The organism is Amycolatopsis sp. 2-15, assembly GCF_030285625.1.
Classification (GTDB): Bacteria; Actinomycetota; Actinomycetes; order Mycobacteriales; family Pseudonocardiaceae; genus Amycolatopsis; species Amycolatopsis carbonis.
On record NZ_CP127294.1, the window covers coordinates 6,451,237 to 6,472,546 of the forward strand.

The 21,310-nt window shown below is 71.3% G+C and carries 28 protein-coding genes; 17 read left to right on the plus strand and 11 right to left on the minus strand.

The genetic code is table 11. From position 1 onward, the window contains the following. The first annotated feature begins 23 nt into the window (after positions 1-23). Positions 24-1,343, plus strand: coding sequence for an MFS transporter (locus QRX50_RS31915; RefSeq protein WP_285966824.1), 1,320 nt, complete (start codon positions 24-26; stop codon positions 1,341-1,343). Beyond that, entirely contained in the window at positions 1,340-2,758 is a 1,419-nt protein-coding gene (locus tag QRX50_RS31920) for a pyridoxal phosphate-dependent decarboxylase family protein (RefSeq protein WP_285966825.1), read from the plus strand. The genes QRX50_RS31915 and QRX50_RS31920 overlap by 4 nt, the downstream gene beginning before the upstream one ends. 96 nt (positions 2,759-2,854) lie before the next feature. On the opposite strand, the gene QRX50_RS31925 is transcribed toward QRX50_RS31920, so the two are convergent. From QRX50_RS31925 to mrf, 8 genes are all read right to left on the minus strand, one after another. After that, positions 2,855-3,127, minus strand: coding sequence for a DUF6295 family protein (locus tag QRX50_RS31925; protein WP_220240918.1), 273 nt, complete (start codon positions 3,125-3,127; stop codon positions 2,855-2,857). 20 nt (positions 3,128-3,147) lie between these two features. Further along, on the minus strand, positions 3,148-3,891 hold the full coding sequence (locus QRX50_RS31930) for a dienelactone hydrolase family protein (protein ID WP_285966826.1): 744 nt from the start codon (positions 3,889-3,891) through the stop codon (positions 3,148-3,150). Beyond that, positions 3,888-5,540, minus strand: coding sequence for an MFS transporter (locus QRX50_RS31935; RefSeq protein ID WP_285974621.1), 1,653 nt, complete (start codon positions 5,538-5,540; stop codon positions 3,888-3,890). Before QRX50_RS31935 ends, QRX50_RS31930 begins: the two co-directional genes overlap by 4 nt. Positions 5,541-5,611: 71 nt before the next feature. Continuing rightward, complete coding sequence (locus tag QRX50_RS31940; RefSeq protein ID WP_285966827.1) at positions 5,612-6,055, minus strand: MarR family winged helix-turn-helix transcriptional regulator; 444 nt, start codon at positions 6,053-6,055, stop codon at positions 5,612-5,614. 214 nt (positions 6,056-6,269) lie between these two features. After that, a complete protein-coding gene (locus QRX50_RS31945) occupies positions 6,270-7,364 on the minus strand; it encodes a GTP-binding protein (protein ID WP_285966828.1) in 1,095 nt (364 codons plus the stop codon). Further along, positions 7,361-7,519: a 50S ribosomal protein L32 gene (rpmF, locus tag QRX50_RS31950; RefSeq protein ID WP_285966829.1), complete on the minus strand. Its 159-nt coding sequence runs from the start codon at positions 7,517-7,519 to the stop codon at positions 7,361-7,363. Before rpmF ends, QRX50_RS31945 begins: the two co-directional genes overlap by 4 nt. Further along, positions 7,519-7,782 carry a type B 50S ribosomal protein L31 gene (locus QRX50_RS31955; protein ID WP_285966830.1) on the minus strand — a complete coding sequence of 88 codons (264 nt, stop codon included), beginning with the start codon at positions 7,780-7,782 and terminating at the stop codon, positions 7,519-7,521. Before QRX50_RS31955 ends, rpmF begins: the two co-directional genes overlap by 1 nt. Then, entirely contained in the window at positions 7,779-9,038 is a 1,260-nt protein-coding gene (gene mrf, locus QRX50_RS31960; protein ID WP_285966831.1) for a ribosome hibernation factor-recruiting GTPase MRF, read from the minus strand. The genes QRX50_RS31955 and mrf overlap by 4 nt, the downstream gene beginning before the upstream one ends. Positions 9,039-9,116: 78 nt before the next feature. Here mrf and rpmB point away from each other — a divergent pair, with 78 nt between their 5' ends. From rpmB to cobA, 6 genes are read left to right on the plus strand one after another with little or no spacing between them, the layout of a single operon-like run. Further along, positions 9,117-9,353 (plus strand): 50S ribosomal protein L28, encoded by a 237-nt coding sequence (rpmB, locus tag QRX50_RS31965; protein ID WP_285966832.1) that lies wholly within the window; start codon positions 9,117-9,119, stop codon positions 9,351-9,353. After that, a complete protein-coding gene (rpmG, locus tag QRX50_RS31970; protein WP_003091682.1) occupies positions 9,354-9,521 on the plus strand; it encodes a 50S ribosomal protein L33 in 168 nt (55 codons plus the stop codon). After that, entirely contained in the window at positions 9,521-9,826 is a 306-nt protein-coding gene (gene rpsN, locus QRX50_RS31975; protein ID WP_285966833.1) for a 30S ribosomal protein S14, read from the plus strand. The genes rpmG and rpsN overlap by 1 nt, the downstream gene beginning before the upstream one ends. A gap of 5 nt (positions 9,827-9,831) precedes the next feature. Then, on the plus strand, positions 9,832-10,068 hold the full coding sequence (rpsR, locus tag QRX50_RS31980) for a 30S ribosomal protein S18 (protein ID WP_285966834.1): 237 nt from the start codon (positions 9,832-9,834) through the stop codon (positions 10,066-10,068). A gap of 51 nt (positions 10,069-10,119) precedes the next feature. Next, on the plus strand, positions 10,120-10,512 hold the full coding sequence (locus QRX50_RS31985; RefSeq protein ID WP_285966835.1) for an ankyrin repeat domain-containing protein: 393 nt from the start codon (positions 10,120-10,122) through the stop codon (positions 10,510-10,512). 28 nt (positions 10,513-10,540) lie between these two features. After that, positions 10,541-11,758: a uroporphyrinogen-III C-methyltransferase gene (cobA, locus tag QRX50_RS31990; RefSeq protein WP_285966836.1), complete on the plus strand. Its 1,218-nt coding sequence runs from the start codon at positions 10,541-10,543 to the stop codon at positions 11,756-11,758. Position 11,759: 1 nt separating this feature from the next. On the opposite strand, the gene QRX50_RS31995 is transcribed toward cobA, so the two are convergent. After that, positions 11,760-12,635 carry an alpha/beta fold hydrolase gene (locus tag QRX50_RS31995; protein WP_285966837.1) on the minus strand — a complete coding sequence of 292 codons (876 nt, stop codon included), beginning with the start codon at positions 12,633-12,635 and terminating at the stop codon, positions 11,760-11,762. Positions 12,636-12,748: 113 nt separating this feature from the next. Between QRX50_RS31995 and QRX50_RS32000 the strand changes: the two genes are divergently transcribed. Beyond that, positions 12,749-13,591, plus strand: coding sequence for a crotonase/enoyl-CoA hydratase family protein (locus QRX50_RS32000; RefSeq protein ID WP_285966838.1), 843 nt, complete (start codon positions 12,749-12,751; stop codon positions 13,589-13,591). A 34-nt stretch (positions 13,592-13,625) separates the two neighbouring features. Then, entirely contained in the window at positions 13,626-15,350 is a 1,725-nt protein-coding gene (locus tag QRX50_RS32005) for an AMP-binding protein (RefSeq protein WP_285966839.1), read from the plus strand. 27 nt (positions 15,351-15,377) lie between these two features. On the opposite strand, the gene QRX50_RS32010 is transcribed toward QRX50_RS32005, so the two are convergent. Further along, positions 15,378-15,884, minus strand: coding sequence for a hypothetical protein (locus tag QRX50_RS32010; RefSeq protein WP_285966840.1), 507 nt, complete (start codon positions 15,882-15,884; stop codon positions 15,378-15,380). Between the two features lie 323 nt (positions 15,885-16,207). Between QRX50_RS32010 and QRX50_RS32015 the strand changes: the two genes are divergently transcribed. The 6 genes from QRX50_RS32015 (at position 16,208) to QRX50_RS32040 (ending at position 19,752) form a co-directional block, all read left to right on the plus strand. Then, the gene (locus QRX50_RS32015) at positions 16,208-16,453 is read left to right on the plus strand and encodes a hypothetical protein (protein ID WP_285966841.1); all 246 of its coding nucleotides are present in this window, start codon (positions 16,208-16,210) and stop codon (positions 16,451-16,453) included. A 227-nt stretch (positions 16,454-16,680) separates the two neighbouring features. Further along, positions 16,681-17,274, plus strand: a complete 594-nt coding sequence (gene clsA, locus QRX50_RS32020; protein WP_285966842.1) for a cardiolipin synthase ClsA — start codon at positions 16,681-16,683, stop codon at positions 17,272-17,274. 46 nt (positions 17,275-17,320) lie between these two features. After that, complete coding sequence (gcvH, locus tag QRX50_RS32025) at positions 17,321-17,704, plus strand: glycine cleavage system protein GcvH (protein ID WP_285966843.1); 384 nt, start codon at positions 17,321-17,323, stop codon at positions 17,702-17,704. A gap of 133 nt (positions 17,705-17,837) precedes the next feature. Next, positions 17,838-18,305 (plus strand): glycogen accumulation regulator GarA, encoded by a 468-nt coding sequence (gene garA, locus QRX50_RS32030; protein ID WP_033287853.1) that lies wholly within the window; start codon positions 17,838-17,840, stop codon positions 18,303-18,305. Continuing rightward, the gene (gene ftsR, locus QRX50_RS32035) at positions 18,302-19,060 is read left to right on the plus strand and encodes a transcriptional regulator FtsR (RefSeq protein ID WP_285966844.1); all 759 of its coding nucleotides are present in this window, start codon (positions 18,302-18,304) and stop codon (positions 19,058-19,060) included. Before garA ends, ftsR begins: the two co-directional genes overlap by 4 nt. A 218-nt stretch (positions 19,061-19,278) precedes the next feature. Beyond that, entirely contained in the window at positions 19,279-19,752 is a 474-nt protein-coding gene (locus tag QRX50_RS32040; RefSeq protein WP_009078856.1) for a bifunctional nuclease family protein, read from the plus strand. A 46-nt stretch (positions 19,753-19,798) separates the two neighbouring features. Here the strand turns inward: QRX50_RS32040 and QRX50_RS32045 are convergent, their stop codons facing one another. After that, the gene (locus tag QRX50_RS32045) at positions 19,799-20,434 is read right to left on the minus strand and encodes a TetR/AcrR family transcriptional regulator (RefSeq protein WP_285966845.1); all 636 of its coding nucleotides are present in this window, start codon (positions 20,432-20,434) and stop codon (positions 19,799-19,801) included. A gap of 255 nt (positions 20,435-20,689) precedes the next feature. Here QRX50_RS32045 and QRX50_RS32050 point away from each other — a divergent pair, with 255 nt between their 5' ends. Further along, entirely contained in the window at positions 20,690-21,271 is a 582-nt protein-coding gene (locus QRX50_RS32050) for a MerR family transcriptional regulator (protein WP_285966846.1), read from the plus strand. Positions 21,272-21,310 lie beyond the last annotated feature (39 nt).

Here is a 21,310-nt window from a genome sequence, read left to right on the forward strand (position 1 = left end):
CGGACCGCCCTCGAGGAGGACCCTTGGCGCCGCTGCCCCGCCGGACGCGTTTCCGTTACTCGCTCGGCTCGTTCGTCACCGGATCGTTCGGTACGGTGCCCGGACTGCTTCTCCTGCCCTACCTCACGGACACGATGGCGGTGCCCGCCGCCGCGGCCGGCGTGATCGTGTTCGTGCCGAAGGCGTGGGACGTGGTGTTCAACCCGATCGCCGGCCGGCTGTCCGACGCCGACCTCGTGAGGACCGGCAGCCGCCGGCGGTTCCTGCTCGGCGGCGGCATCGGCGTCGCGATCCTGTTCGCGGCGTTGTTCGCGCACCCCGGGTTCGGCAAGCCCGCGATCGACGCGACGTACGTGGTGATCGTGTTCTTCCTGTGTGCCACCGCGTACGCGTTCTTCCAGGTGCCGTTCAACGCATTGCCGGCGGAGCTCACGGACTCGGCCGAGGAGCGCACGAAGCTCACCAGCGTGCGCATCGGCGTGCTGGCCGTGGCGATCCTCGTGTCCGGCGGCGCGGCCCCGGCGATCACCGACATCCTCGAAGGCGTGGCCGGTTACCGGGTGATGGGCCTCGTGATGGCCGTGATCATCCTGCTCGCCACCCTGGGTGTCTACTTCGGTCTGCGCGGCGCGCCCGTCGGCTCGCTGCGGCCCAACGCCGTGAGCTTCAAGCAGCTGATCCGCACGATCGCGCAGTGGCGCCCGTTCTGCTGGCTGATGGGCTCGTACTTCATCCAGGCGCTGGGCATCGGCACGGTGCTCGCCGCGATCCCGTACTTCGCCGAGCACGTGCTGGGCGACCCGAGCTACCGCACGGTGCTGTTCGTGGGCTTCGTCGGCCCGGCGCTGATCACGATGCCGCTGTGGCCGCGGCTGGGCGAGCGCTGGGGCAAGCTCGTGGGCTTCCGCATCGCGACGGTCTCGTTCACCGTCGGGCTCCTCGGGATCCTCTTCGCCAGGGACATCCCGTTCGCGATGACGATGGTGTTCGTGGCGCTCGCGGGCATCGGGTACGCGGGGATCTCCGTGTTCCCGCTCGCGATCCTGCCCGACCTCATCAGCGCCGAGGAGGAACGCACCGGCGAGACCCGCGCGGGCATCACGGCCGGCGTGTGGACGGCGTCGGAGACGCTGGGGCTGGCGCTCGGCCCGGGCCTGTTCGGGCTGGTGCTGCAGGCCGGCGGCTACGTGTCGAGCACCGACGCGACAGCCGCGCAGCCGTCCTCGGCGATCACGGCCATCACCGTGGGCTCCTCGGTGCTGCCCGCCGTGCTCATCGCGCTGGCGATCCCGCTGCTGCGCCGCAAGGTGCTCGAGCCGCGGCCGGTGGAGCCGCAGCGGTGACCGACATCCTGGCCGAGCTGCGGCAGCTGCGCGCGGGCGACCTGCCGACGCACGGCGGGCACACGCTCGCCTACGTCTACGACAGCGGTCTGTCCGAAGTGGACGAGATCGCGGCGGCCGCCCACGCGCTCGCGTCGTCGGCCAACGGCCTCGACCCCACGGCTTTCCCGAGCCTGCTGCGCCTGGAGAACGACCTCGTCGGCCGCGCGGCCGGGCTCCTGGGCGGCTCTGCCGGAACCGTCGGCACGGTGACGTCCGGCGGTACGGAGTCGTGCCTGCTCGCGGTGCTGGCCGCGCGGGACGCCCGGCCGGGGATCACCGCGCCGAGCATCGTGCTGCCCGACACCGCGCACGCCGCGTTCCACAAGGCGGCACACCTGTTCGGGCTGCGCAAGATCGTGGTGCCGGTGGACGCGGAGACCTTCCGCGCGGTGCCGGACGCCATGGCCGCGGCGATCGACGAGTCCACGGTGCTCGTGGTGGCGAGCGCGCCTTCGTATGCCCACGGCGTGGTCGACCCGATCCCGGAGATCGCGGCCGCCGCGCCCGCCCGCGGTGTGCGCATGCACGTGGACGCGTGCATCGGCGGCTGGGTGCTGCCGTACTTCGCGAAGCTCGGCGCGGACGTGTCGCCGTTCGACTTCCGCGTACCGGGCGTCACGAGCATGTCCGTGGACCTGCACAAGTACGCCTACTGCGCGAAGGGCGTTTCCGTGCTGCTGCACGCGAACGCCGAGCTGCGCCGCACGCACTACTTCGCGAGCGCGGCCTGGCCGGGCTACACGATGCTCAACCCGACGCTGCAGAGCACGCGCTCGGGCGGTCCGCTGGCCGCCGCGTGGGCCGTGGTGAACCACCTCGGCGAGGACGGCTACCTGCGCCTCGCGGAGGTGACGCGCGAGGCCGTCACCCGCATCCGCGCGGGCGTCGAGAACCAGCCGGGCCTGCGGATCCTGGGTGACCCGGATTCCACACTGATCGCCTTCACCAAGACTGGCACGGCGGACGACGGGTTCGACCTGTTCACGGTCGCGGACGAGATGAAGGTGCGCGGCTGGTACGTGCAGCCGCAGTTCGCCCACGGCGGCTCGCCGCTGAACCTGCACCTCACGATCACGGCCGCGAACCACGGCAGCGAGACCGAGTTCCTCGCGGACCTGACCGCCTCGGTCACCGCGGCACGCGAAGCCGGCCCGACGTCGGTGGACCCGGCCGTGGCCGCGTTCGTGGCGGCCCTGGACCCGGAAACCCTGACGGCGGACCAGTTCGCGGGCCTGCTCACCGCCGCCGGCCTCGTCGGCGACGCCGGCCTGCCCGAACGGATGGCGCCGATCAACGCCCTGCTGGCCACCGCGCCGGAACCCCTGCGGGAGCGGCTGCTACTGGAGTTCCTGGGCGCGCTCTACACACCCTGACCCGACCGCGCCGACGTGGCGTTCGGTGCGCCCAGCGCACCCCATGCGGCGTTGGGTGCGTTCAACGCACCCAACGCCGCATGGGGGCGCCGGAGCTCACTGGTTGCGCGAAGCCAGCCCGGCCGGCGCGGACGCCAGCGCGGTGTGGATCGCGTCGGCGAGGGCGAGTGCGTCCTCTTCGGTCAGTTCCAGTGCGACGCGCGCGGCGGGGCCCATCGCCGGGTTGCGGAAGTCGATGTTCACGGTGTGGGCGAAGCGGGCGTGCGTCGGGTGGTCGACGTACACGGTGGCTTCGTTGACGCTGTGCCAGCCGGTCGCGCTCTTGCCGCTGCCCTCCACGGCGAACTTCTCGGTGAGGTAGGTGCACATGGGAAAGGTCCTTCCGGGGATCAGGCCGCGAGGTGCCGGCCGTAGAAGTCGAGGATCTTGGCCCAGCCGTCCACGGCGGCCTCGGGCCGGTAGCTCGGGCGGTCGACGGCGAAGAAGGCGTGGCCGGCACCTTCGTAAGTGTGGAACTCGTGCTCCTTGCCGAGGCGGTCGAGCTCGGCGGCGAGCTTCGCGGTCTCCTCGGGCCCGGGGTACTGGTCGTCGGCGCCGAAGAGGCCGAGCAGCGGGGCCGACAGCTGCGGCGCGAGGCCCAGCAACGGCTTCATCGACGCGGGCATGCCGGCCGGCGGCTCGTTGACCACGAACGCGCCGTAGCAGTCCACGGCCGCGTCGACCTGGGTAGAGCACGCGACGAGGAACGTCTGGCGGCCGCCGGAGCAGTGGCCGATGACGCCGATCTTGCCGTTGGCGCCGTCCAGGGCCTTGAGGTACGCGGCCGCGCCTTCGACGTCGCCGACCAGGCGCTCGTCGGGCACGCCGCCGTTGGCGCGGACAGTCGCGGCCGCGTCGTCCGGGGCCGCGCCCGGCGCCTCGCGCGAGTACAGGTTCGGGCACAGCGCCGCGAAACCCTCGGCGGCGAAGCGGCGCACGATCTCCTTGGTGGCCGGGTCGTAGCCGGGCATGTGGTGGATCACCACGACGCCGCCGCGCGGAGCGGGGTCGAGCGGGCGCGCCAGGTACGCCTCGATCTCGTCACCGCCGTGGCCGGTGATCGTGACGGTGCCCGCGGTGAGCGTGTCGTTCATCCGTTCTCCTTGTCCGGGGTGCTGCGTTGCTCGCCCGCGCGCGCGGCGAGGTCAGGGTGGAAGTAGCGCTTGCCGCGCGACACCGAGGCGAGGCCCGCGACGAGCGCCATCACGGCGGCCGCCGTGAACACGGTGACCAGCCCGTTGTGGAACGGGCCGGAGATGAGCTGCGGGAAGAACTCCTTGCCGGTCAGCGCCGCCGAGTCGCTCGGCGACAGTCCGGAAAGGACACCCGGGCCGAGCAGGTGCGCCACCGGGTTGCTGCCGAGGAACGCCGCGAACAGCGTGCTCACGGGCGGCAATTGGGCAACGTTCGCCGCGACGTCGGCGGGCACGCCGTGGGCCTGCAGCCCGCCGGTGAGCGTGGCGGGCAGCGAACCGGCCAGCCCCGCGATCATCAGGGAGAAGAACACGCCGATCGACAGCGCCGTGCCGGAGTTCTGGAACGTCGAGCGCATGCCGGAGGCCACCCCGCGCTGGTGGTCGGGGACGCTGCTCATGATCGCCGAGGTGTTGGGCGCGGAGAACATGCCCTGCCCGATCCCGCTGAGCACCAGCAGCGCCGCGAACGCGGGATAGGAGAAGTCCACGGGCAGTGCCAGCAGGCCGAGGAACGCAGCGGCGACGAGCACGAGCCCGCCGGTCGAGAACAGCCGCGCGCCGAAGCGGTCGGACAGGTACCCCGACACCGGGCCCGCGATGAGGAATCCGACGGTCAGTGGCAGCAGGTAGATCCCGGCCCACAGCGGCGTTCTCTCGTACTCGTAGCCGTGCAGGGGCAGCCAGATGCCCTGCAGCCAGATGATGAGCATGAACTGCATGCCGCCGCGCGCGATCGCCGTGAGCAGCGCCGCGAGGTTGCCCGCGCTGAACGCCCGGATCCGGAACAGCGAGAGCTTGAACATCGGGTCCTTCACCCGGGACTCGATCACCCCGAACACCACGAGCAGAAGCACCCCGGAGCCGATGCCGCCGAGCACCCACGGGTTGCCCCAGCCGGTGGGCGCATCGCCGTAGGGCTGGATGCCGTAGGTGATCGCGGCGAGCAGCACGCCGGTGCCCAGCGCGAAGGTGACGTTGCCGCCCCAGTCGACCCGCGCCCGTCGCGGCTTGCCGATCTCGCGCAGGCTGCGGATCGACCACACGGTGCCGAGGATGCCGAACGGCACGCTCACCCAGAACACCGCGCGCCAGTCGATCTCGGCGAGCAGACCGCCCACGACGAGGCCGAGGAACTGCCCGGCCAGCGCAGTGATCTGGTTGATGCCCAGCGCCATGCCGCGCTGCTCGCGCGGGAACGCGTCGGTGAGGATCGCGGCCGAGTTGGCCGTGAGCATCGACCCGCCGACGGCTTGGACGATGCGCCAGCCGATCAGCCACAGTGCGCCCTGGCCGCCGTGGAACGGGTCGAACGAGAGCGCCACCGAGGCGACGCTGAAGATCACGAACCCGACGTTGTACATCTTCACGCGGCCGAACATGTCGCCGAGCCGCCCGAGCGTGACCACGAGGACCGCGGACACCAGCAGGTAGCCCAGGATCATCCAGAGCAGGTAGCCGATGTTGGCCGGCGCGAGCGGGTCGAGCCCGATGCCGCGGAAGATGGCGGGCAGCGAGATGATCACGATCGACCCGTCGAGGGTCGACATGAGCACGCCGAGGGTGGTGTTGGAGAGGGCGACCCACTTGTATCGGTCGCCGCGGCTGGTGGCCGTGGTCGTCACAGTTCGTCCGCCAGGCGTTCGAGCAACGGGATCACCTCGAGCAGTCGGCGGCGCTCCTCGGCAGTGAAGCCGCCGGCCAGGGCCTGGGCGACGCGCTGGGTGCTGAGGGAACGCCGGTCGGTCAGGAGTTTGCGGCCGGTCGCGGTCACGGACATCAGGACGCGGCGGCCGTCGGCGGCGTCGGGGCTGCGGCTGACGAGCCCGCGTTCGACGAGCCCGGCCAGGGTCACCCCCATGGCCTGCGGCTTCACCCGCTCCTGCTCGGCCAGGTAGCCGGGCGTCGAGGGCCCGTCGCGGTCGAGCCGTGAGAGCACGGAGCTCTCCGAGAGCGTGGCCTCGCCGGCCACGTAGCCCTGCCGCATCCGCCGCACGAGCCGCCCGAGCGCGACCCTCAGGTCGGCAGCGGCCTCCACGAGATCCTTGGTGATCCGATCCGGCACATTAATCAACCTAGACTGATAAACCTGGGTTGATCAACCTTCGCGAAACCCCCCTAATCCCAACGAATCACCCAGTTCAGACGTGGTGTTTCCGACGTCGAACCCGCCCGAACAGCATGATCGCACGGGGCGGTGAACGATCAAGGAACTCCCGGGAACACGAAGGCCGCGCGACCTGCGACCCGGGTCGCGCGGCCTTCGAAAACGTCTGTCCTCAGTGGACGTGCACGGCCTCCCACCCGGGGAAGGGATCCGCCGTCACCGGTTCGTCGGTGAGGCACGCCTCGAGCGCGGCCGGCAGCGCGTCGCCGGCGAGCCCGACGCCGATGAAGACCAGCTCCTGCTGCGGCGCCGCGGCGACGCCCTGCGGTTCGAACCGCGCCACCGAGCCCGCCTGCGACCACAGGCCGAGCACGCCCGGTCGCGACGCGAGCGTGAAGAACCCCTTGGAGCGCAGCACGGTGCCGAACTCGCCCGAGTCGAGGCGGGTCGTGACGAAATCCCACAGCGGCGCCGGGTCGAACGCCCGGGTGGCGCGGAACACGACGCTGGAGATGCCGTACTCCTCGGTCTCCGGCACGTGGTCGCCGTTGAGCTCCGCGACCCAGCCCGGAGCCTGCTGCGCGCGCAGCGGGTCGTGGCGGCCGGTGCCGAACACGCGCCCGAGCGGCACCCGCCCGAACTCCGAAGTCACGACGTCGGCGCCCGGGTTGAGCCGGCGCAGCGCCGCCGCCAGCCGCTCGGCCTCGGCGGGGGAGACGAGGTCGGTCTTGTTGAGCAGCAGCACGTCCGCGAACTCGACCTGGTCCACGAGCAGGTCGCTGACCGTGCGCTCGTCGCCCTCGTACTGGTCGAGGCCGCGCTCGCCCAGGGCGTCACCGCCGGCCAGCTCACGGCCGAAGTTCACGGCGTCGACCACGGTCACCATCGTGTCCAGCCGGGCGCCGGACAGCGCCGGCGTGCCGTCGTCGCCGGGGAAGGAAAACGTGGCGGCGACCGGCATCGGCTCGGAGATCCCGCTCGACTCGATGAGCAGGTGGTCGAACCGGCCGTCCGCGGTCAGGCGCGCGACCTCGTGGAGCAGGTCCTCGCGCAGCGTGCAGCAGATGCACCCGTTGGTCAGCTCGACCAGGCGCTCCTCGGTGCGAGACACGCTGTCGCGTACCAGCGCGGCGTCGATGTTGACCTCGCTCATGTCGTTCACGATCACCGCCACCCGCAGGCCTTCGCGGTTGGCGAGGATGTGGTTGAGCAGTGTGGTCTTGCCCGCGCCGAGGAACCCCGACAGGACGGTGACGGGCACGCTCACCGGTCGAGCCGCTGGAAGTGCTTGATCAGGCGGCGTGGCACGAGCTTGCGCTCGCCGTCCACCGTGATCGGCACCAGGTCGGGCACCGCCGCCTTCCACTGCGCACGGCGCGAACGGGTGTTGCTGCGGGACTTCTTCCGCTTCGGCACGGCCATCAGCGCGCACCACCCTTCTCGCGCCGGCCGTAGCGGCGGTGGAACTTCTCGACCTGGCCCGCGGAGTCGACGATCCGCTGGTTGCCGGTCCAGAACGGGTGCGACCACGAGCTGATGTCCACGACCACGAGCGGGTAGGTGTGGCCGTCGCTCCACTCGATCGTCCGCTCGGACGTCGCGGTGGAGCGGGTGAGGAACGCGTCGCCCGTGGCCGAGTCGCGGAACACCACGGGGTGGTAGTCGGGGTGGATGCCGGGTTTCACTGCGGTTCTTCCTTCCGGTTGGCGGCGTTGACGTGCCGCTCTTCGTCTTCTGCGTCGTCTTCGGTTGCCTCGCACGGGTCTTCGTGCCACTCACCGAACGGGTCGGGGTAGCTGCGCCAGGCAGCTTCTCCCTCGGCCAGCTCGGCGTCGGTGAGCAGCGCGGCGTTGAGCGCGTCCTCGATTTCCTTCGGCGCCACCAGATCCGTGACCACCACGAGCTCCTGTGCGCGGTCGCCGTGCACCGGGTGCCAGCGCAGCGACGCGAGCGTGCGGCGTTCGGGGGAGACGTCGGTCCAGTCCGGGCCGTCGGGCGAGGCCAGCCACGGCCCGGCGTGCCCGATCGCGAGGCCGCCGCCCGCCGACTCGAGCCAGAACGCGATGTCGGGCTGGCTCGCGACCCACGCGCGGCCGCGAGTGCGGATCACGCCGCCCAGCAGCGTGTCGATCGCCTCGTGGAGGCGCTCGGGGTGGAACGGCCGCTGCGAGGTGAAGGTGAGGACCTCGATGCCGCAGTCGGCGTGCAGCGGCGGCTGGCCGCGCAGGAGCGCGCCGTGCAGGTCGACGACTTCGCCGCGGCGCGATTCCGGCGGGACGGCGGCGAACAGCAGGCCGGAGTTCGCGCCCTTCAGCACGACGCGCGGGACCGAGGGTGCGACGCGGTCGAGCACGGCCGCGGTCTTCGCGGCGCACCAGGCGTCGGGCACGTCGCCGGCCAGCACCAGCACATCGGCGAACTCCACCTGGGCCAGCGCGACCTGCGCGACGGTCCGCTCGTCCTCGGGGCTGCCCAGCAGGCCGCGTTCCAGGAGCAGCTCGTCGCCGGACGCGTCGGCGAGCCAGGCGGCGCGGTCGACGGTGGTGAACACGGCCTCGATCTCGACGTCGTCGCTCACGGGCCGATCGCCGACCAGCACGTTGGCGATGGCCCAGCTCACCGGCTCGGGCTCCATGGCCTCGTCGAGGCGCAGCACGATCCGGTCCACCTCCGGCCGCCGGGCGAGCCGGCGCAGCAGCGGTAGGAGGTCTTCGCGCAGCGTGCAGTTCACGCAGCCGTGGGCCAGTTCCAGCGCGGTGAGCTGGTCACGGGGGCCGAGGCGGATCCGCCTGCGGACGATGCCGCTGCCGATCTGCCGCAGGTCGTGGTGGACCACGGCGACGCCGGGGCCGGCGCGGCGCAGCAGTTCGGCGAGCTCGTCGTTGCCTTCGGCGGCGAGCCCGCTGACGAGCACGAGCGGGACACGCGGGTGTGGGGTCACTGAAGCTCCAGTCGACGGGACGGGGTACGGTGGCGAGCGTAATTGAAAACGAATATCACTATCAACTCGGGAGGGTCCGTGTCAGCCGTGTGCCAGGTCACCGGCAGAAAGCCGGGCTACGGCAAGCAGGTCTCGCACTCGCACCGCCGCACGTCACGGCGCTGGGAGCCGAACCTGCAGACCCGCCGCTACACCGTGCCGAGCCTCGGCCGGACCGTGCGGCTCAAGGTGTCGGCGAAGGGCATGAAGACGATCGACAAGCGCGGGATCGACGCGGTTGTCGCGGAGCTGGCCGCGAAGGGGGTGAAGCTCTAAATGGCGAAGAGCACCGACGTCCGGCCGATCATCAAGCTGCGGTCCACCGCGGGCACCGGCTACACGTACGTGACGAAGAAGAACCGGCGCAACGACCCCGACCGGATGGTCCTGCGCAAGTACGACCCCGTGGCGCGCAAGCACGTCGAGTTCAAGGAAGAGCGCTGATGGCGAAGAAGTCGAAGATCGCGAAGAACGAGCAGCGGAAGGTGATCGCCGCCCGCTACGTCGAGAAGCGCCGGGCGCTCAAGGCCGTGATCGCCTCGCCGCACTCGTCGGCGCAGGACAAGGCCGACGCGGTGGTGGCGCTGCAGCGCATGCCGCGCGACGCGAGCACCACCCGCATCCGCAACCGCGACACCGCCGACGGCCGGCCGCGCGGCTACCTGCGCAAGTTCGGCCTGTCGCGCGTGCGCATGCGGCAGATGGCGCACAACGGCGAGCTCCCCGGCGTCTCGAAGTCGAGCTGGTGAGCCGGATGCCCAAGCACGAACGCGCGCCCCGCAAGCGGGCGAACCCGTTGCGCACCCGGGGGATCACGGCCGTCGACTGGAAGGACGTCGACCTGCTGCGGATCTTCATCTCCGACCGCGGCAAGATCCGCGCCCGCCGCGTGACGGGGCTGACGCCGAAGCAGCAGAAGCAGGTGGCCTCGGCCATCAAGAACGCGCGGGAGATGGCGCTGCTGCCGTACCCGAACTCCGCGCGGGGTTGACGCCCGGTCGACCACCCGGCGTCCCGGGAGCCGGCGTGCCAGACTCGGCGCATGGTTTCCGGGACGCCGTCGGACGAGGAGCTCGACCTGTGGGCCCGCGTGTTCACCATGGCGCGTAAGGGCGACACGGAGCGCCTCGCCGCGTACGTCGACGCCGGCATCCCCGCGAACCTCACCAACGACCGCGGCGACACCCTGGTGATGCTTGCCTCCTACCACGGGCACGCGGAGACGGTGACGGCGCTGCTCGCGCGCGGAGCGGATCCCGACCGGGTCAACGACCGGGGCCAGAGCCCGCTCGCCGGCGCCGTGTTCAAGGACGAGCCCGAGGTCGTGAAGGCACTGGTGGCGGGTGGTGCCGATCCGCGCGCGGGCACGCCGTCCGCGGTCGAGGCGGCGACGATGTTCGGCAACACCGGGCTGCTGGCCCTGCTGCAGCGCTGAGCGGGCCGGGCAGGCAGACTTTCGGGCTATGGACGACCCGCACTACCTCTCCGGACTCCAGCTCGCCGGCCGCCGCGTCGTGATGGTCGGGGGCGGCTCGGTCGCCCAGCGCCGCCTCCCGCGGCTCATCCGCGCGGGCGCGCGGGTGGAGCTGGTCTCGCCGCACACCACCCCGTCGGTGAGCGCGATGGCCGACGCGGGCGAGCTGGTCTGGCACGAGCGCCCCTACGCCGAGGGCGACCTCACCGGCGCCTGGTACGCGCTCGCCTGCACCGACGACCCCGAGACCAACGCCGCCGTGTGCGCCGAGGCCGAACGCGAGCGGGTGTTCTGCGTGCGCGCCGACGAGGGGGAGTCCGGCAGCGCTGTGACCCCGGCTTCCGGCCGCCACGGCGGGCTGCTCTTCGGCGTCCTGTCCGGCGGTGAGCCGCTGCGGTCGGCCGCAGTCCGCGACAGCATCCTGGACGCCCTGCACGCCGGCACGGTCATCGACGGTCGCGCACCACGAGACGGCGACACCGAACTGCCGGGCGTCGCCCTGGTCGGCGGCGGGCCGGGCGACCCGGACCTGATCACCGTCCGTGGCCGCCGGCTGCTCTCGCGCGCCGACGTGGTGGTCGTCGACCGCCTCGCGCCGCGCGAGCTGCTGGACGAGCTCGCGCCGGAGGTCGAAGTCGTCGACGCGGCGAAGATCCCGTACGGCCGCGCCGCGAGCCAGGACGTGATCAACAGCACGCTGATCGAGAAGGCCAAGGAGGGCAAGTTCGTCGTCCGGCTCAAGGGCGGCGACCCCTACTTGTTCGGCCGCGGGTTCGAAGAGGCGCTGGCCTGCGCCGAAGCGGGTGTGCCGGTGACGATGGTCCCGGGCATCACGAGCGCGTTCGCGGTCCCCGCCGTCGCCGACGTGCCGGTCACCCACCGCGGCGTCGCCCACGAGGTCGTGGTCGTCTCGGGCCACGTCGCCCCCGGTGACCCGCGCTCGCTGGTCGACTGGTCCCTGCTGGCCGGCCTGCGCGGCACCATCGTGCTGATGATGGGCGTCGAACGCCTGCCCCAGTTCGCGTCGGCGCTGCTGGACGGCGGCCGCCCCGCCGACACGCCGGTCGCCATCGTCGAAGACGGCACCATGCGCACGCAGCGCACGCTGCGCTCAACGCTGGGGAAGGTGGCCGACGAAGCGGCCGCCGCGGGCGTCCGGCCGCCGGCGGTGATCGTGTTCGGCCCGGTGGCCGGCCTCGCGAAGTGAGTCAGCTTTCGTAGCAGCGCTCGGCGAAGTCGGTGATCGCCGCGGTCAGGCGGTTGGGATCGGAACGGAGCTCGACCGGGCTGCGCGCCTGGACGAACTCCGCGCGTGGCATGTCCGCGGCCAGGGTGTCGGCGTCGCCGAAGGGGTGGATCGGATCGCCTTCGTGGCCGATCACCAGCGCGGGTGTGGTGATGGCCCGGCGGACCGACTTCGGCGGCGCGATCCGGCCGAACAGCACACCGTGCAGGAGCGCGGCCATCGGTTCGGGCTGCTGGGTCAGGGTGTCGGTCACGACGTCGACCCACTGGCTGCCGTGCGGCACGAGGTTGGCCGCCAGCGCGACGCCGCGCACGGTCACCGGCAGGAAGCGCGCGGCGAACAGCAGCGGGGCGAACGTCAGCAGCCCGGCGACGATCGCGTTGTCCAGCACCGGCATCTCCACGACCAGCCCGCGGGCCCGCGCCGGCTGCGCCACCGCCACCTCGAGCGCGACGTTCGCGCCGAGCGACGTGCCGCCCAGCACGGCGTCGTCCAGGCCGAGGTGGTCGAGCAGCGCCACGGCCTGCTCGCCGAAGGCGGGCATCGAGTAGCGCCACGACTCGGTCGGCCGGTCGGACTCGCCGTGGCCCAGCAGGTCGAGGGTGATCACGCGGAAGCCCGAGCGCGCGAGCCGGCGGGCCAGGGGCGCGTGCATGCGGCGGGTGAACATGATGCCGTGCATCAGCACGACGACGCGCTCGCCCGAGCCGTACTCGGTGTAGGCCAGGCGCTGGCCGTCGCAGGTGAACGAGCCGGACAGCTCGATCGGGCGCGAGCGGCGCGCCGGCGGGGGTTCCGCCGGCAGGTCGTCGACGGCAAGAACGGGGGCCGGGCTCATGCGCCACCTTCCTCTCGTGGTCGAGGGCCGCTTCGATCTCTCGTGTCCATCCCAGGAAAGCATCCCGCGACCGAATTGGCACAGCGTCAACCGGATGGTTCAAGATGACAGGCATGACCGCACCTGCCGACTCCCTGCCCGATCTCGTCTCGCTGAAGGTCGACCTCGACGGCCACGTCGCCGAAGTCACCCTGCTCGGCCCGGCGAAGGGCAACGCCATGGGCCCCGACTTCTGGCGTGAGCTGCCGCTGGTCTTCGCCGCCCTCGACGCCGACCCGCGCGTGCGCGCGATCGTGCTCACCGGCAGCGGCGCGCACTTCTCCTACGGCCTCGACCTGCCCGCGATGATGGGCGGCTGGGCCCCGATGCTCGCCGGCGACGCGCTGGCCGGGCCGCGCACGGACTTCCACCGCGAGGTCCGCCGCCTGCAGGAGTCCGTGAGCTCGATCGCCGAGTGCCGCAAGCCCGTGATCGCCGCCGTGTCCGGCTGGTGCATCGGCGGCGGCGTCGACGTGATCAGCGCCGCCGATGTGCGCCTCGCCAGCGCCGACGCGAAGTTCAGCGTGCGCGAGGTGAAGGTCGCGATCGTCGCCGACCTCGGCAGCCTGCAGCGGCTGGCCACGATCGTCGGTGAGGGCCACGTGCGCGAGCTCGCCCTGACCGGCAAGGACGTCGACGCCGCGCGGGCCGAGAAGATCGGCCTGGTCAACGACGTCTACCCCGACCAGGAGACGTTGCTGGTCGAGGCGCGCAAGCTCGCCGCCGACATCGCCGCGAACCCGCCGCTCGTCGTGCAGGGCACCAAGCAGGTGCTCGCCGCCAACACCGAGCGCCAGGTCGCCGAGGGCCTGCGGTACGTCGCGGCGTGGAACTCCGCGTTCCTCCCGAGCAAGGACCTCGCCGAGGCGGTGCAGGCGTTCATGGAGCGCCGCGCGCCCGAGTTCAAGGGCGAGTAGAACAGGCACGTACGCGAGCACGAGGGAGCACGACGTGAGCAATGGCGCTTCGGGGAACCAGCGGGCCGGCGAGGCCCACCAGGTCTTTCGGGAGGCGCGGGACTACCTCCAGTCCCACCGCGAGGACTACGACACCGCCGTCCGGGAGTTCGCGTGGCCGCGGCCCGCGGAGTTCAACTGGGCGCTCGACTGGTTCGACGTGGTGGCCCGCGACCCGGCGAACGCGCAGCGGTACGCGCTGTGGATCGTCGAGGAGGACGGTACCGAGAACCGCTGGACCTACCCGGAGATGTCCGCCCGCTCCGACCAGGTCGCCACGTGGCTGCGCCGCCTCGGCGTCTCGCGCGGCGACCGGCTGATCCTCATGCTGGGCAACCAGGGCGAGCTGTGGGAGACGATCCTCGCCGCGACCAAGCTCGGCGCAGTGATCATCCCGGCCTCGACGCTGCTCGGGCCGGCCGACCTCGCCGACCGCGTGGAGCGCGGCCAGGCCAAGCACGTGGTCGTGCGCTCGGCCGACGCGCCGAAGTTCGTCGACGTGGCGGGGGACTACACCCGCATCGCCGTCGGCGAGCCGGTGGAGGGCTGGCACGCCTACGCCACCGCATACGCCGAACCGGCCGGCTTCACCCCGGAAGGCGTGACGGCCGCGGGCGACCCGCTGCTGCTGTACTTCACCTCGGGCACCACGGCGAAACCGAAGCTCGTGCAGCACACGCACGTGTCCTACCCGGTCGGGCATCTGTCCACAATGTACTGGATCGGCCTCGAGCCGGGCGACGTGCACCTGAACATCTCCTCGCCCGGCTGGGCGAAACACGCGTGGAGCAACGTGTTCGCGCCGTGGAACGCCGAGGCCACGGTGTTCCTGTACAACTACACGCGCTTCGACGCCACGGCGCTCATGGCGCAGATGGACCGCTGCGGGGTCACGAGCTTCTGCGCGCCGCCCACGGTGTGGCGCATGCTCATCCAGGCCGACCTGACGGTGCTGAAAACCCCGCCGCAGAAGGTGGTCGGCGCAGGCGAGCCGCTGAACCCCGAGGTGATCGAGCAGGTCGAGAAGGCCTGGGGCGTCACCATCCGCGACGGGTTCGGCCAGACCGAGAGCAGCGTGCAGATCGCCAACACTCCCGGCCAGGCCGTGGTTCCCGGCTCGATGGGCCGGCCGCTGCCGGGCTTCGTGGTCGCGCTGGTCGACCCGGTCACGGGCGAGCGGGCCACCGAGGGCGAGATCTGCCTCGACCTCGCGCACCGGCCGGTCGGCCTGATGGTGGGCTACGCGGACGACGACGAACGCACCTCGGAAGCCTTCCGCGACGGCTACTACCACACGGGTGATGTCGGTTCGATCGACGAACGCGGCTACCTCACCTACGTCGGGCGCACCGACGACGTGTTCAAGGCGTCGGACTACCGGATCTCGCCGTTCGAGCTGGAGAGCGTGCTGCTGGAGCACGAAGCCGTCGCGGAGGCCGCCGTGGTGCCCGCGCCGGACCCGATCCGACTCGCCGTGCCCAAGGCCTACGTCGTGCTGGCCGCGGGCCACGAGCCCACCGCGGCCACCGCCCGCGCGATCCTGGCGTACGCGCGGGAGCACCTCGCGCCGTACAAGCGGATCCGGCGCCTGGAGTTCGCCGAGCTGCCGAAGACGATCTCCGGCAAGATCCGCCGCGTCGAGCTGCGCGGGCGCGAGCACGAGAACACCCGGCCCGAAGGCGAGCACCGCGAGGACGACTTCCCGGACCTCAAGGCCTGAGGTCGCGCGGCCGTCGTCCCTTCGGCCTCACTCCGAGGGGACGACGGCCGCGAACACCGTCTGCTCACCCTTGCTGCACGTCGTGCCGCCCTGCGCCGCCGGCGGGCCCGAGGTGCACAGCCAGCCCGACACGGTGTCGTTCACGGCGTCGTTGGACCCCGTGCCCTGCCGGCCGGCGATCTTCGCGTGGAAGTCGCGCACGAGCGCCATCGCCTCGGCGCAGGGCACCCCGCCGGCCCGGCTGTCGAACACGTAGAGGGTCAGCCCGCTCGCGGCCGTCACGGTGCCGCAGGACCCCGGAACCGCCGAGGTGGTGCTCGGGGCCTTCGGGTGCGTGCTCGGGGGCGCCTGCGTGGTTTCAGGAGGCGGGGGAGGAATCGGGTGCGTCGACGAGGTCGTCGGCGGCGCCGTGGTCGCGGAGGGTGGTGGCGGTACCGCCGCGCGGGGCTCGGGTTCGCCCGAACAGGCGGCGAGCGCCGGCAGTACGAGCCAGGCCGCGAGCAGCGGCCGCCAGGCGGGCTTCGACGGGGGCACCGGGGTCCTTTCGCCAGGGGTCCTCTCCGGCATTCTGGCCCGCCGCCGGCGCTGTGACCCGCACCGACACCCGGCGCGGCGGGCGGAGGTTACCGGAACCGGGGCTTCCGCCTCGGTGGGCTCCCCCAGTGGCGAGTCTATTGTGGACGGTTAAGCTGGTGTTAACGCACTGATACAGCGCGAATTCCTTCCTCACCGATCGGACGAATCTTCGCCGCGGTCGTTAACGTTCGCCGCCTTCGGACCGAAATACGTGAGGAGCGCCCAGCGCGTTCCCGTCCCCGATCACCCGCCGACCCCGAGAGACAAGAGCACCGCACAGCATGACCACCGAAACGGCCACCGAGCCCGGCACCCCGTCAGCCTCCGACCTCACCGACCCGACCGCGCGGCCCACCACGCCGCCCACGACGCCCTGCAGCGTCGTGTGGTGCTGCGGCCGCCCGTACGTCCTCGAAGGCCGAGCCGGCCGCGCCCGCTGGGTCGGCAACGACGACCGCGGCCGCCCCGAGCGCCTCAGCAACGCCGAGCTGCAGCGCCGCGGCTGGAGCCACCGCCGCGCCGGCTGACCGCCGCCGTACCGTTTCCCGCCGACCGCTTCGAAGCTCGTGTGCGAGAGCGCGCGGCTTCGAGGCCCGGCAGCGCTTCCGCTCGCTGCGTTCCCCCTTGCTTTTCAACCCCTCTTCCATGCCGCTTTTCCAACCCCAGCTCCGCGGTCGGGTCGCGCGCCACGAACCCGCGACCCGACCGCGTGACCACCGGCGTCGGTGCCGGTCCGCACCTCTAGGCTGAGCGAGTGACCACGGTCCCCGAGCCCAAGACGGAGCCTTCCCTGCTGCGGCAGGCGTTCAACGTCCCCAACCTCCTGTCGCTGCTGCGGCTCGCGGGCGTGCCCGTGTTCCTCTGGCTGCTGCTCGGCCCGAAAGAGGACGGCTGGGCGCTCGCGCTGCTCGTCTTCTCGGCGCTGACCGACTGGCTCGACGGCAAGCTCGCCCGCTGGCTCGACCAGATGTCGCGGCTGGGCCAGCTGCTCGACCCCGCCGCCGACCGGCTCTACATTCTCGCGACGCTCGTCGCGTTCCTCATCCGCGACATCATCCCGTGGTGGGTCGTCGTGCCGCTCGTGTTGCGCGAGGTCGTGCTCGCGGTCTGCGTGCTCGTGCTGCGCCGCGGCGGGTTCGCGCCGCCCGAGGTGACCTACATCGGCAAGGGCGCGACCTTCGTGCTCATGTACGCCTTCCCGTTCCTGCTGCTCACGCAGGGCGGCTCGACCGTGGCCGTGGTGGCCCGGCCGATCGCCTACGCCTTCATGGTCTGGGGCGGGGTGCTCTACGTCTGGTCCGGCGCGCTCTACGTCGTGCAGGTGGTGCGCGCGCTTCGCAGCCGGTGATGGAAGACTGCCCGCGACGAAGTCGGTTCGAGAAAGGGGAGGGGCGTTGACCACTCCAGAAGAGCTGCGTTACACCGAGGAACACGAGTGGGTGGCCACGCGTGAGGGTGCGCTGGTCCGCGTGGGCATCACGGAGTACGCCCAGGACCAGCTCGGCGACGTGGTGTTCGTCGACCTGCCCGAGGTCGGCAAGCACGTCGACGCGGGCGACGTCTTCGGCGAGGTGGAGTCCACCAAGAGCGTCTCGGAGCTGTTCGCGCCGGTCGACGGCGAGATCGTCGCGGTGAACGCCGCGGTCTCCGATTCGCCCGAGCTGATCAACTCCGACCCGTACGGCGAGGGCTGGCTCGTGGAGATCCGCCTCGACGACCCCGCGGGGCTCGACGCCCTGCTCGAAGCCGAGGCGTACCAGGCGCTCATCACCGGCTGAGGTGGGTTCGGCCTGGCCCGGGGGTTCCGCCCGCGCAAGGGGGAGCCCCGGGGTTCCGAACCGATCAGGCACGGTACGTTGGCAGCTACACGTTCTTGGTCATAGGCAACATTGTGTGTAGAGGAGAGCTCAGGTGAGCACGAACGACGGGCCCGGCGTTCCCCCGGAGCAGTCTCCGGAGCGGACCTCTGTCTTCCGGGCCGACTTCCTGGCCGATGTCGAAGGCCAGGAGTCCGCGCCGGCTGCCGAGGCACCGGTCCAGGGCGTCGACGCCCTGCCCCCGGGTTCCGCCCTCCTGGTCGTGAAGCGGGGCCCCAACGCGGGCTCGCGCTTCCTGCTGGACCGCGACACCACGAGCGCGGGCCGGCACCCCGACAGCGACATCTTCCTCGACGACGTCACCGTTTCCCGCCGGCACGCCGAGTTCCGGCGTGAGGGCGGGGAGTTCGTGGTGATCGACGTCGGCAGCCTGAACGGCACCTACGTCAACCGCGAGCCGGTCGACCAGGCCGTGCTGGCCGGCGGCGACGAGGTGCAGATCGGGAAGTTCCGCCTCGTCTTCCTGACGGGCCCGGGGCACGGGGGCCAGGGGGCACAGTGACGGCGGCCGGGCAGCCCGGTCGTTCGGAGGCCCGGCGCGACGGGTTGAGCATCGGGGCGGTCCTGGCGCAGCTGCGCGGCGACTTCCCCGATGTCACCATTTCCAAAATCCGGTTCCTCGAAGCGGAAGGCCTGGTCCGGCCGGGCCGCACGCCCTCGGGGTACCGGCAGTTCGCCCCGGCGGACGTGGAGCGGCTTCGCTTCGTGCTGTCCGCGCAGCGGGACCACTACCTCCCGCTCAAGGTCATCAAGGAACAGCTGGACGCGGCGGACTCCGGAGCGGAGCCCGCCGCGCCCGCTCCGCGCCTGCCCCGGAAGCTGGTGTCGCTCGACCCGGCCGACACCGGCGGGTTGCCCGACGCCGACGACTTCGAGACCGGTCCCGAGCTCCGGCTGACGCAGGAGGAGCTGCTGGCGCAAGCCGGCATCACCGCCGCGACGCTCACCGAGCTGCAGCAGTACGGGCTCGTGCGACCGGGCGCGGCGGGTTTCTTCGGCCCCGACGCGGTGCTGATCGCGCGCACGGTGAAGGCGATGACCGAATTCGGTATCGAGCCGAGACATCTGCGTGCCTTCCGCGCCGCGGCCGACCGCGAAGTCGGCCTGCTGGAGCAGATCGTGACCCCCGTGTATCGCCACCGTGACGCGGACGCGAAAGCGAGGGCCGACGAGGTGGTCCGGGAGCTGTCCGCGCTGTCCGTCACGCTCCATACGCTCCTCGTGAAAGCGGGGATTCGGGGAGTCACCGGTGGTTGAACCGGACGTAACGGGCTGAACACCGGTGTGCGTCACATGTCAATGACTGAATGTTCGGCACCGTATGCCGTACCGTGAGAGACGGTTTGCGGTGCAGCGAACCGAGAATGTCCACCACTAGCGAGCACAGCGCCCGGATGACGGGTAGCGTCGAACCCAACGGCGCGAGTACGTCGCAAGCGCTGCAGCCCGTGTGCACGAGAGGGAGGCGAAACCCGATGAGCGAGATGCGCGTCGTCGGTGTGCGGGTGGAGCTGCCCGCCAATCAGCCGATCTTGTTGCTGCGGGAAACCGAGGGCGAGCGCTACCTGCCGATCTGGATCGGCTCGGTCGAGGCCACCGCCATCGCTTTGGAGCAGCAGGGAGTACGACCCGCCCGGCCGCTGACCCACGACCTCCTCAAAGAGGTCATCGGGGCGCTCGGCCGCGAGCTGGAGCAGGTCGTGATCACGGACCTGAAGGAAGGCACCTTCTTCGCCGAGCTCGTCTTCGACGGGGACATCCGGGTGTCCGCGCGCCCCAGCGACTCGGTCGCCCTGGCGCTGCGGATCGGGGTCCCCATCCACGCCGTGGACGCGGTGCTGGAGGAGGCGGGCCTGATCATCCCGGACGAGCAGGAGGACGAGGTCGAGAAGTTCCGCGAGTTCCTCGACTCCGTGTCCCCCGAAGACTTCCGCGGCGCCGACACCTGAGCCGCCGGTGGCGGGAACGCGGTCGCGCACCACGTTCCCGCCCGGTTCACCGCTTCGGAGCAGTCGCCCTCTCGAAGAGGTCGGCGATTTCCCGTCCGTAGCGGTCGAGGTCGGTCGACGGGTCGGCCGCGTAGGCCGCCCCCACCCCGTCGATGGCCTGCGCGATCGACATCGCCATCACCTCCGGCGCGAACTCGCCGAACACCCCCTCGTCCTGCCCCTGCTTGAGCTGGCGCTGCACGCCGCCCACCCGCAGCTGGCCCACGAGCACCGAGGTCATCGCCCAGCCGTCCGCGTCGTCGGCGTTCGCCGAGAGCTCCGCGAGCACCCGGACGCATTCCGGGTAGTCGCGCAGGAACGCCACCGACGTCTCGATGTGGGCCCGCAGGTTGCCCGGCCGGTCGCCGGGGTCGAGGCCCTTGCTGCGCTCCTGCAGGAACATCGCCTTCGTCTCGGACACCGTGCTCGGCACGGCCTGCATGAGCCCGGCCTTGTTCGTGAAGTGGTAGGAGATCATGCGCGTGCTGCTCAGCCCCGCGCGTTCCTTGATCTTGGCGAACGTGGTGCGCGCGTAGCCGTGCTCGGCGATCGTGGCGATGGTCGCCGCGATGATCTGCGCCCGGGTTGTCGCCTCCGTGACGCTCAGCCCGAGCTCTGCTTGCGTGTCGAAGTTTACTCGCATGAGTAATAAATTACTCAGCTGAGTAAAAAGTGTCAAACCGTACGGCGAACGGACTAAAGCCTCAAGACCAGCTTGAGGTGCGCCGCGCGTCGCGTTGACCGGCTCGCGGCGCGGCCTTACCGTCGAAGGCGGTAAATCGCCACGATGTGATTCTCCGACCGGAGCACGATCGTGGCGGTTCTCCCCGGCCGATCCCGCTCCTGGGCTCGACCGGTGTCGTTCGCCGGCCGCCAGGTCGGGCGAAGGGAGGCTTGCGTGGTCGAGGCTGGTAGTCCGGAGAGGCCGCCCGTTCGTGCCGCCGATGGCGAGCAGGGTGAGCTGTTCCCCGACGCCTCCCTTCCGGATGAGCTCGTCGGCTACCGCGGCCCCGCCGCGTGCCAGATCGCGGGGATCACATACCGCCAGCTCGACTACTGGGCCCGGACGAAGCTGGTCGCGCCGAGCATCCGCACCGCGCACGGTTCGGGCTCGCAGCGGCTGTACTCGTTCAAGGACATCCTGGTCCTGAAGGTCGTGAAGCGGCTGCTGGACACCGGGGTCTCGCTGCACAACATCCGGGTCGCGGTGGAGCACCTGCGCGTGCGCGGCGTGCGCGACCTCGCGAAGGTCACCCTGTTCTCGGACGGCACCACGGTGTACGAGTGCACCTCGCCGGAGGAGATCGTGGATCTGCTCCAGGGCGGGCAGGGCGTGTTCGGCATCGCCGTGAGCGGTGCGATGCAGGAGATCAGCGGCACGATCCACGAGTTCCCCGCCGAACGCGCCGACGGCGGCGTGATCGAATCGGTCGTCCCGGACGAGCTCACCCAGCGCCGCAACTCCCGCCGCACCGGGTGATCACCGCCCGCGAGGACAAGGTATTCTGACTGCGCGGTC

Bases quoted from the DNA above. Each gene is read 5' to 3' on its own strand.
- rpmG (WP_003091682.1), top strand. From the start codon at position 9,354: ATGGCGAAGAGCACCGACGTCCGGCCGATCATCAAGCTGCGGTCCACC.
- rpsN (WP_285966833.1), top strand. From the start codon at position 9,521: ATGGCGAAGAAGTCGAAGATCGCGAAGAACGAGCAGCGGAAGGTGATC.
- QRX50_RS31935 (WP_285974621.1), bottom strand. From the start codon at position 5,540: ATGTCGACCCTCGACGGGTCGATCGTGATCATCTCGCTGCCCGCCATC.
- rpsR (WP_285966834.1), top strand. From the start codon at position 9,832: ATGCCCAAGCACGAACGCGCGCCCCGCAAGCGGGCGAACCCGTTGCGC.
- QRX50_RS31930 (WP_285966826.1), bottom strand. From the start codon at position 3,891: ATGAACGACACGCTCACCGCGGGCACCGTCACGATCACCGGCCACGGC.
- QRX50_RS31985 (WP_285966835.1), top strand. From the start codon at position 10,120: ATGGTTTCCGGGACGCCGTCGGACGAGGAGCTCGACCTGTGGGCCCGC.
- cobA (WP_285966836.1), top strand. From the start codon at position 10,541: ATGGACGACCCGCACTACCTCTCCGGACTCCAGCTCGCCGGCCGCCGC.
- QRX50_RS31995 (WP_285966837.1), bottom strand. From the start codon at position 12,635: ATGAGCCCGGCCCCCGTTCTTGCCGTCGACGACCTGCCGGCGGAACCC.
- QRX50_RS32045 (WP_285966845.1), bottom strand. From the start codon at position 20,434: ATGCGAGTAAACTTCGACACGCAAGCAGAGCTCGGGCTGAGCGTCACG.
- rpmF (WP_285966829.1), bottom strand. From the start codon at position 7,519: ATGGCCGTGCCGAAGCGGAAGAAGTCCCGCAGCAACACCCGTTCGCGC.
- QRX50_RS31925 (WP_220240918.1), bottom strand. From the start codon at position 3,127: ATGTGCACCTACCTCACCGAGAAGTTCGCCGTGGAGGGCAGCGGCAAG.
- QRX50_RS32040 (WP_009078856.1), top strand. From the start codon at position 19,279: ATGAGCGAGATGCGCGTCGTCGGTGTGCGGGTGGAGCTGCCCGCCAAT.
- QRX50_RS32000 (WP_285966838.1), top strand. From the start codon at position 12,749: ATGACCGCACCTGCCGACTCCCTGCCCGATCTCGTCTCGCTGAAGGTC.
- QRX50_RS32015 (WP_285966841.1), top strand. From the start codon at position 16,208: ATGACCACCGAAACGGCCACCGAGCCCGGCACCCCGTCAGCCTCCGAC.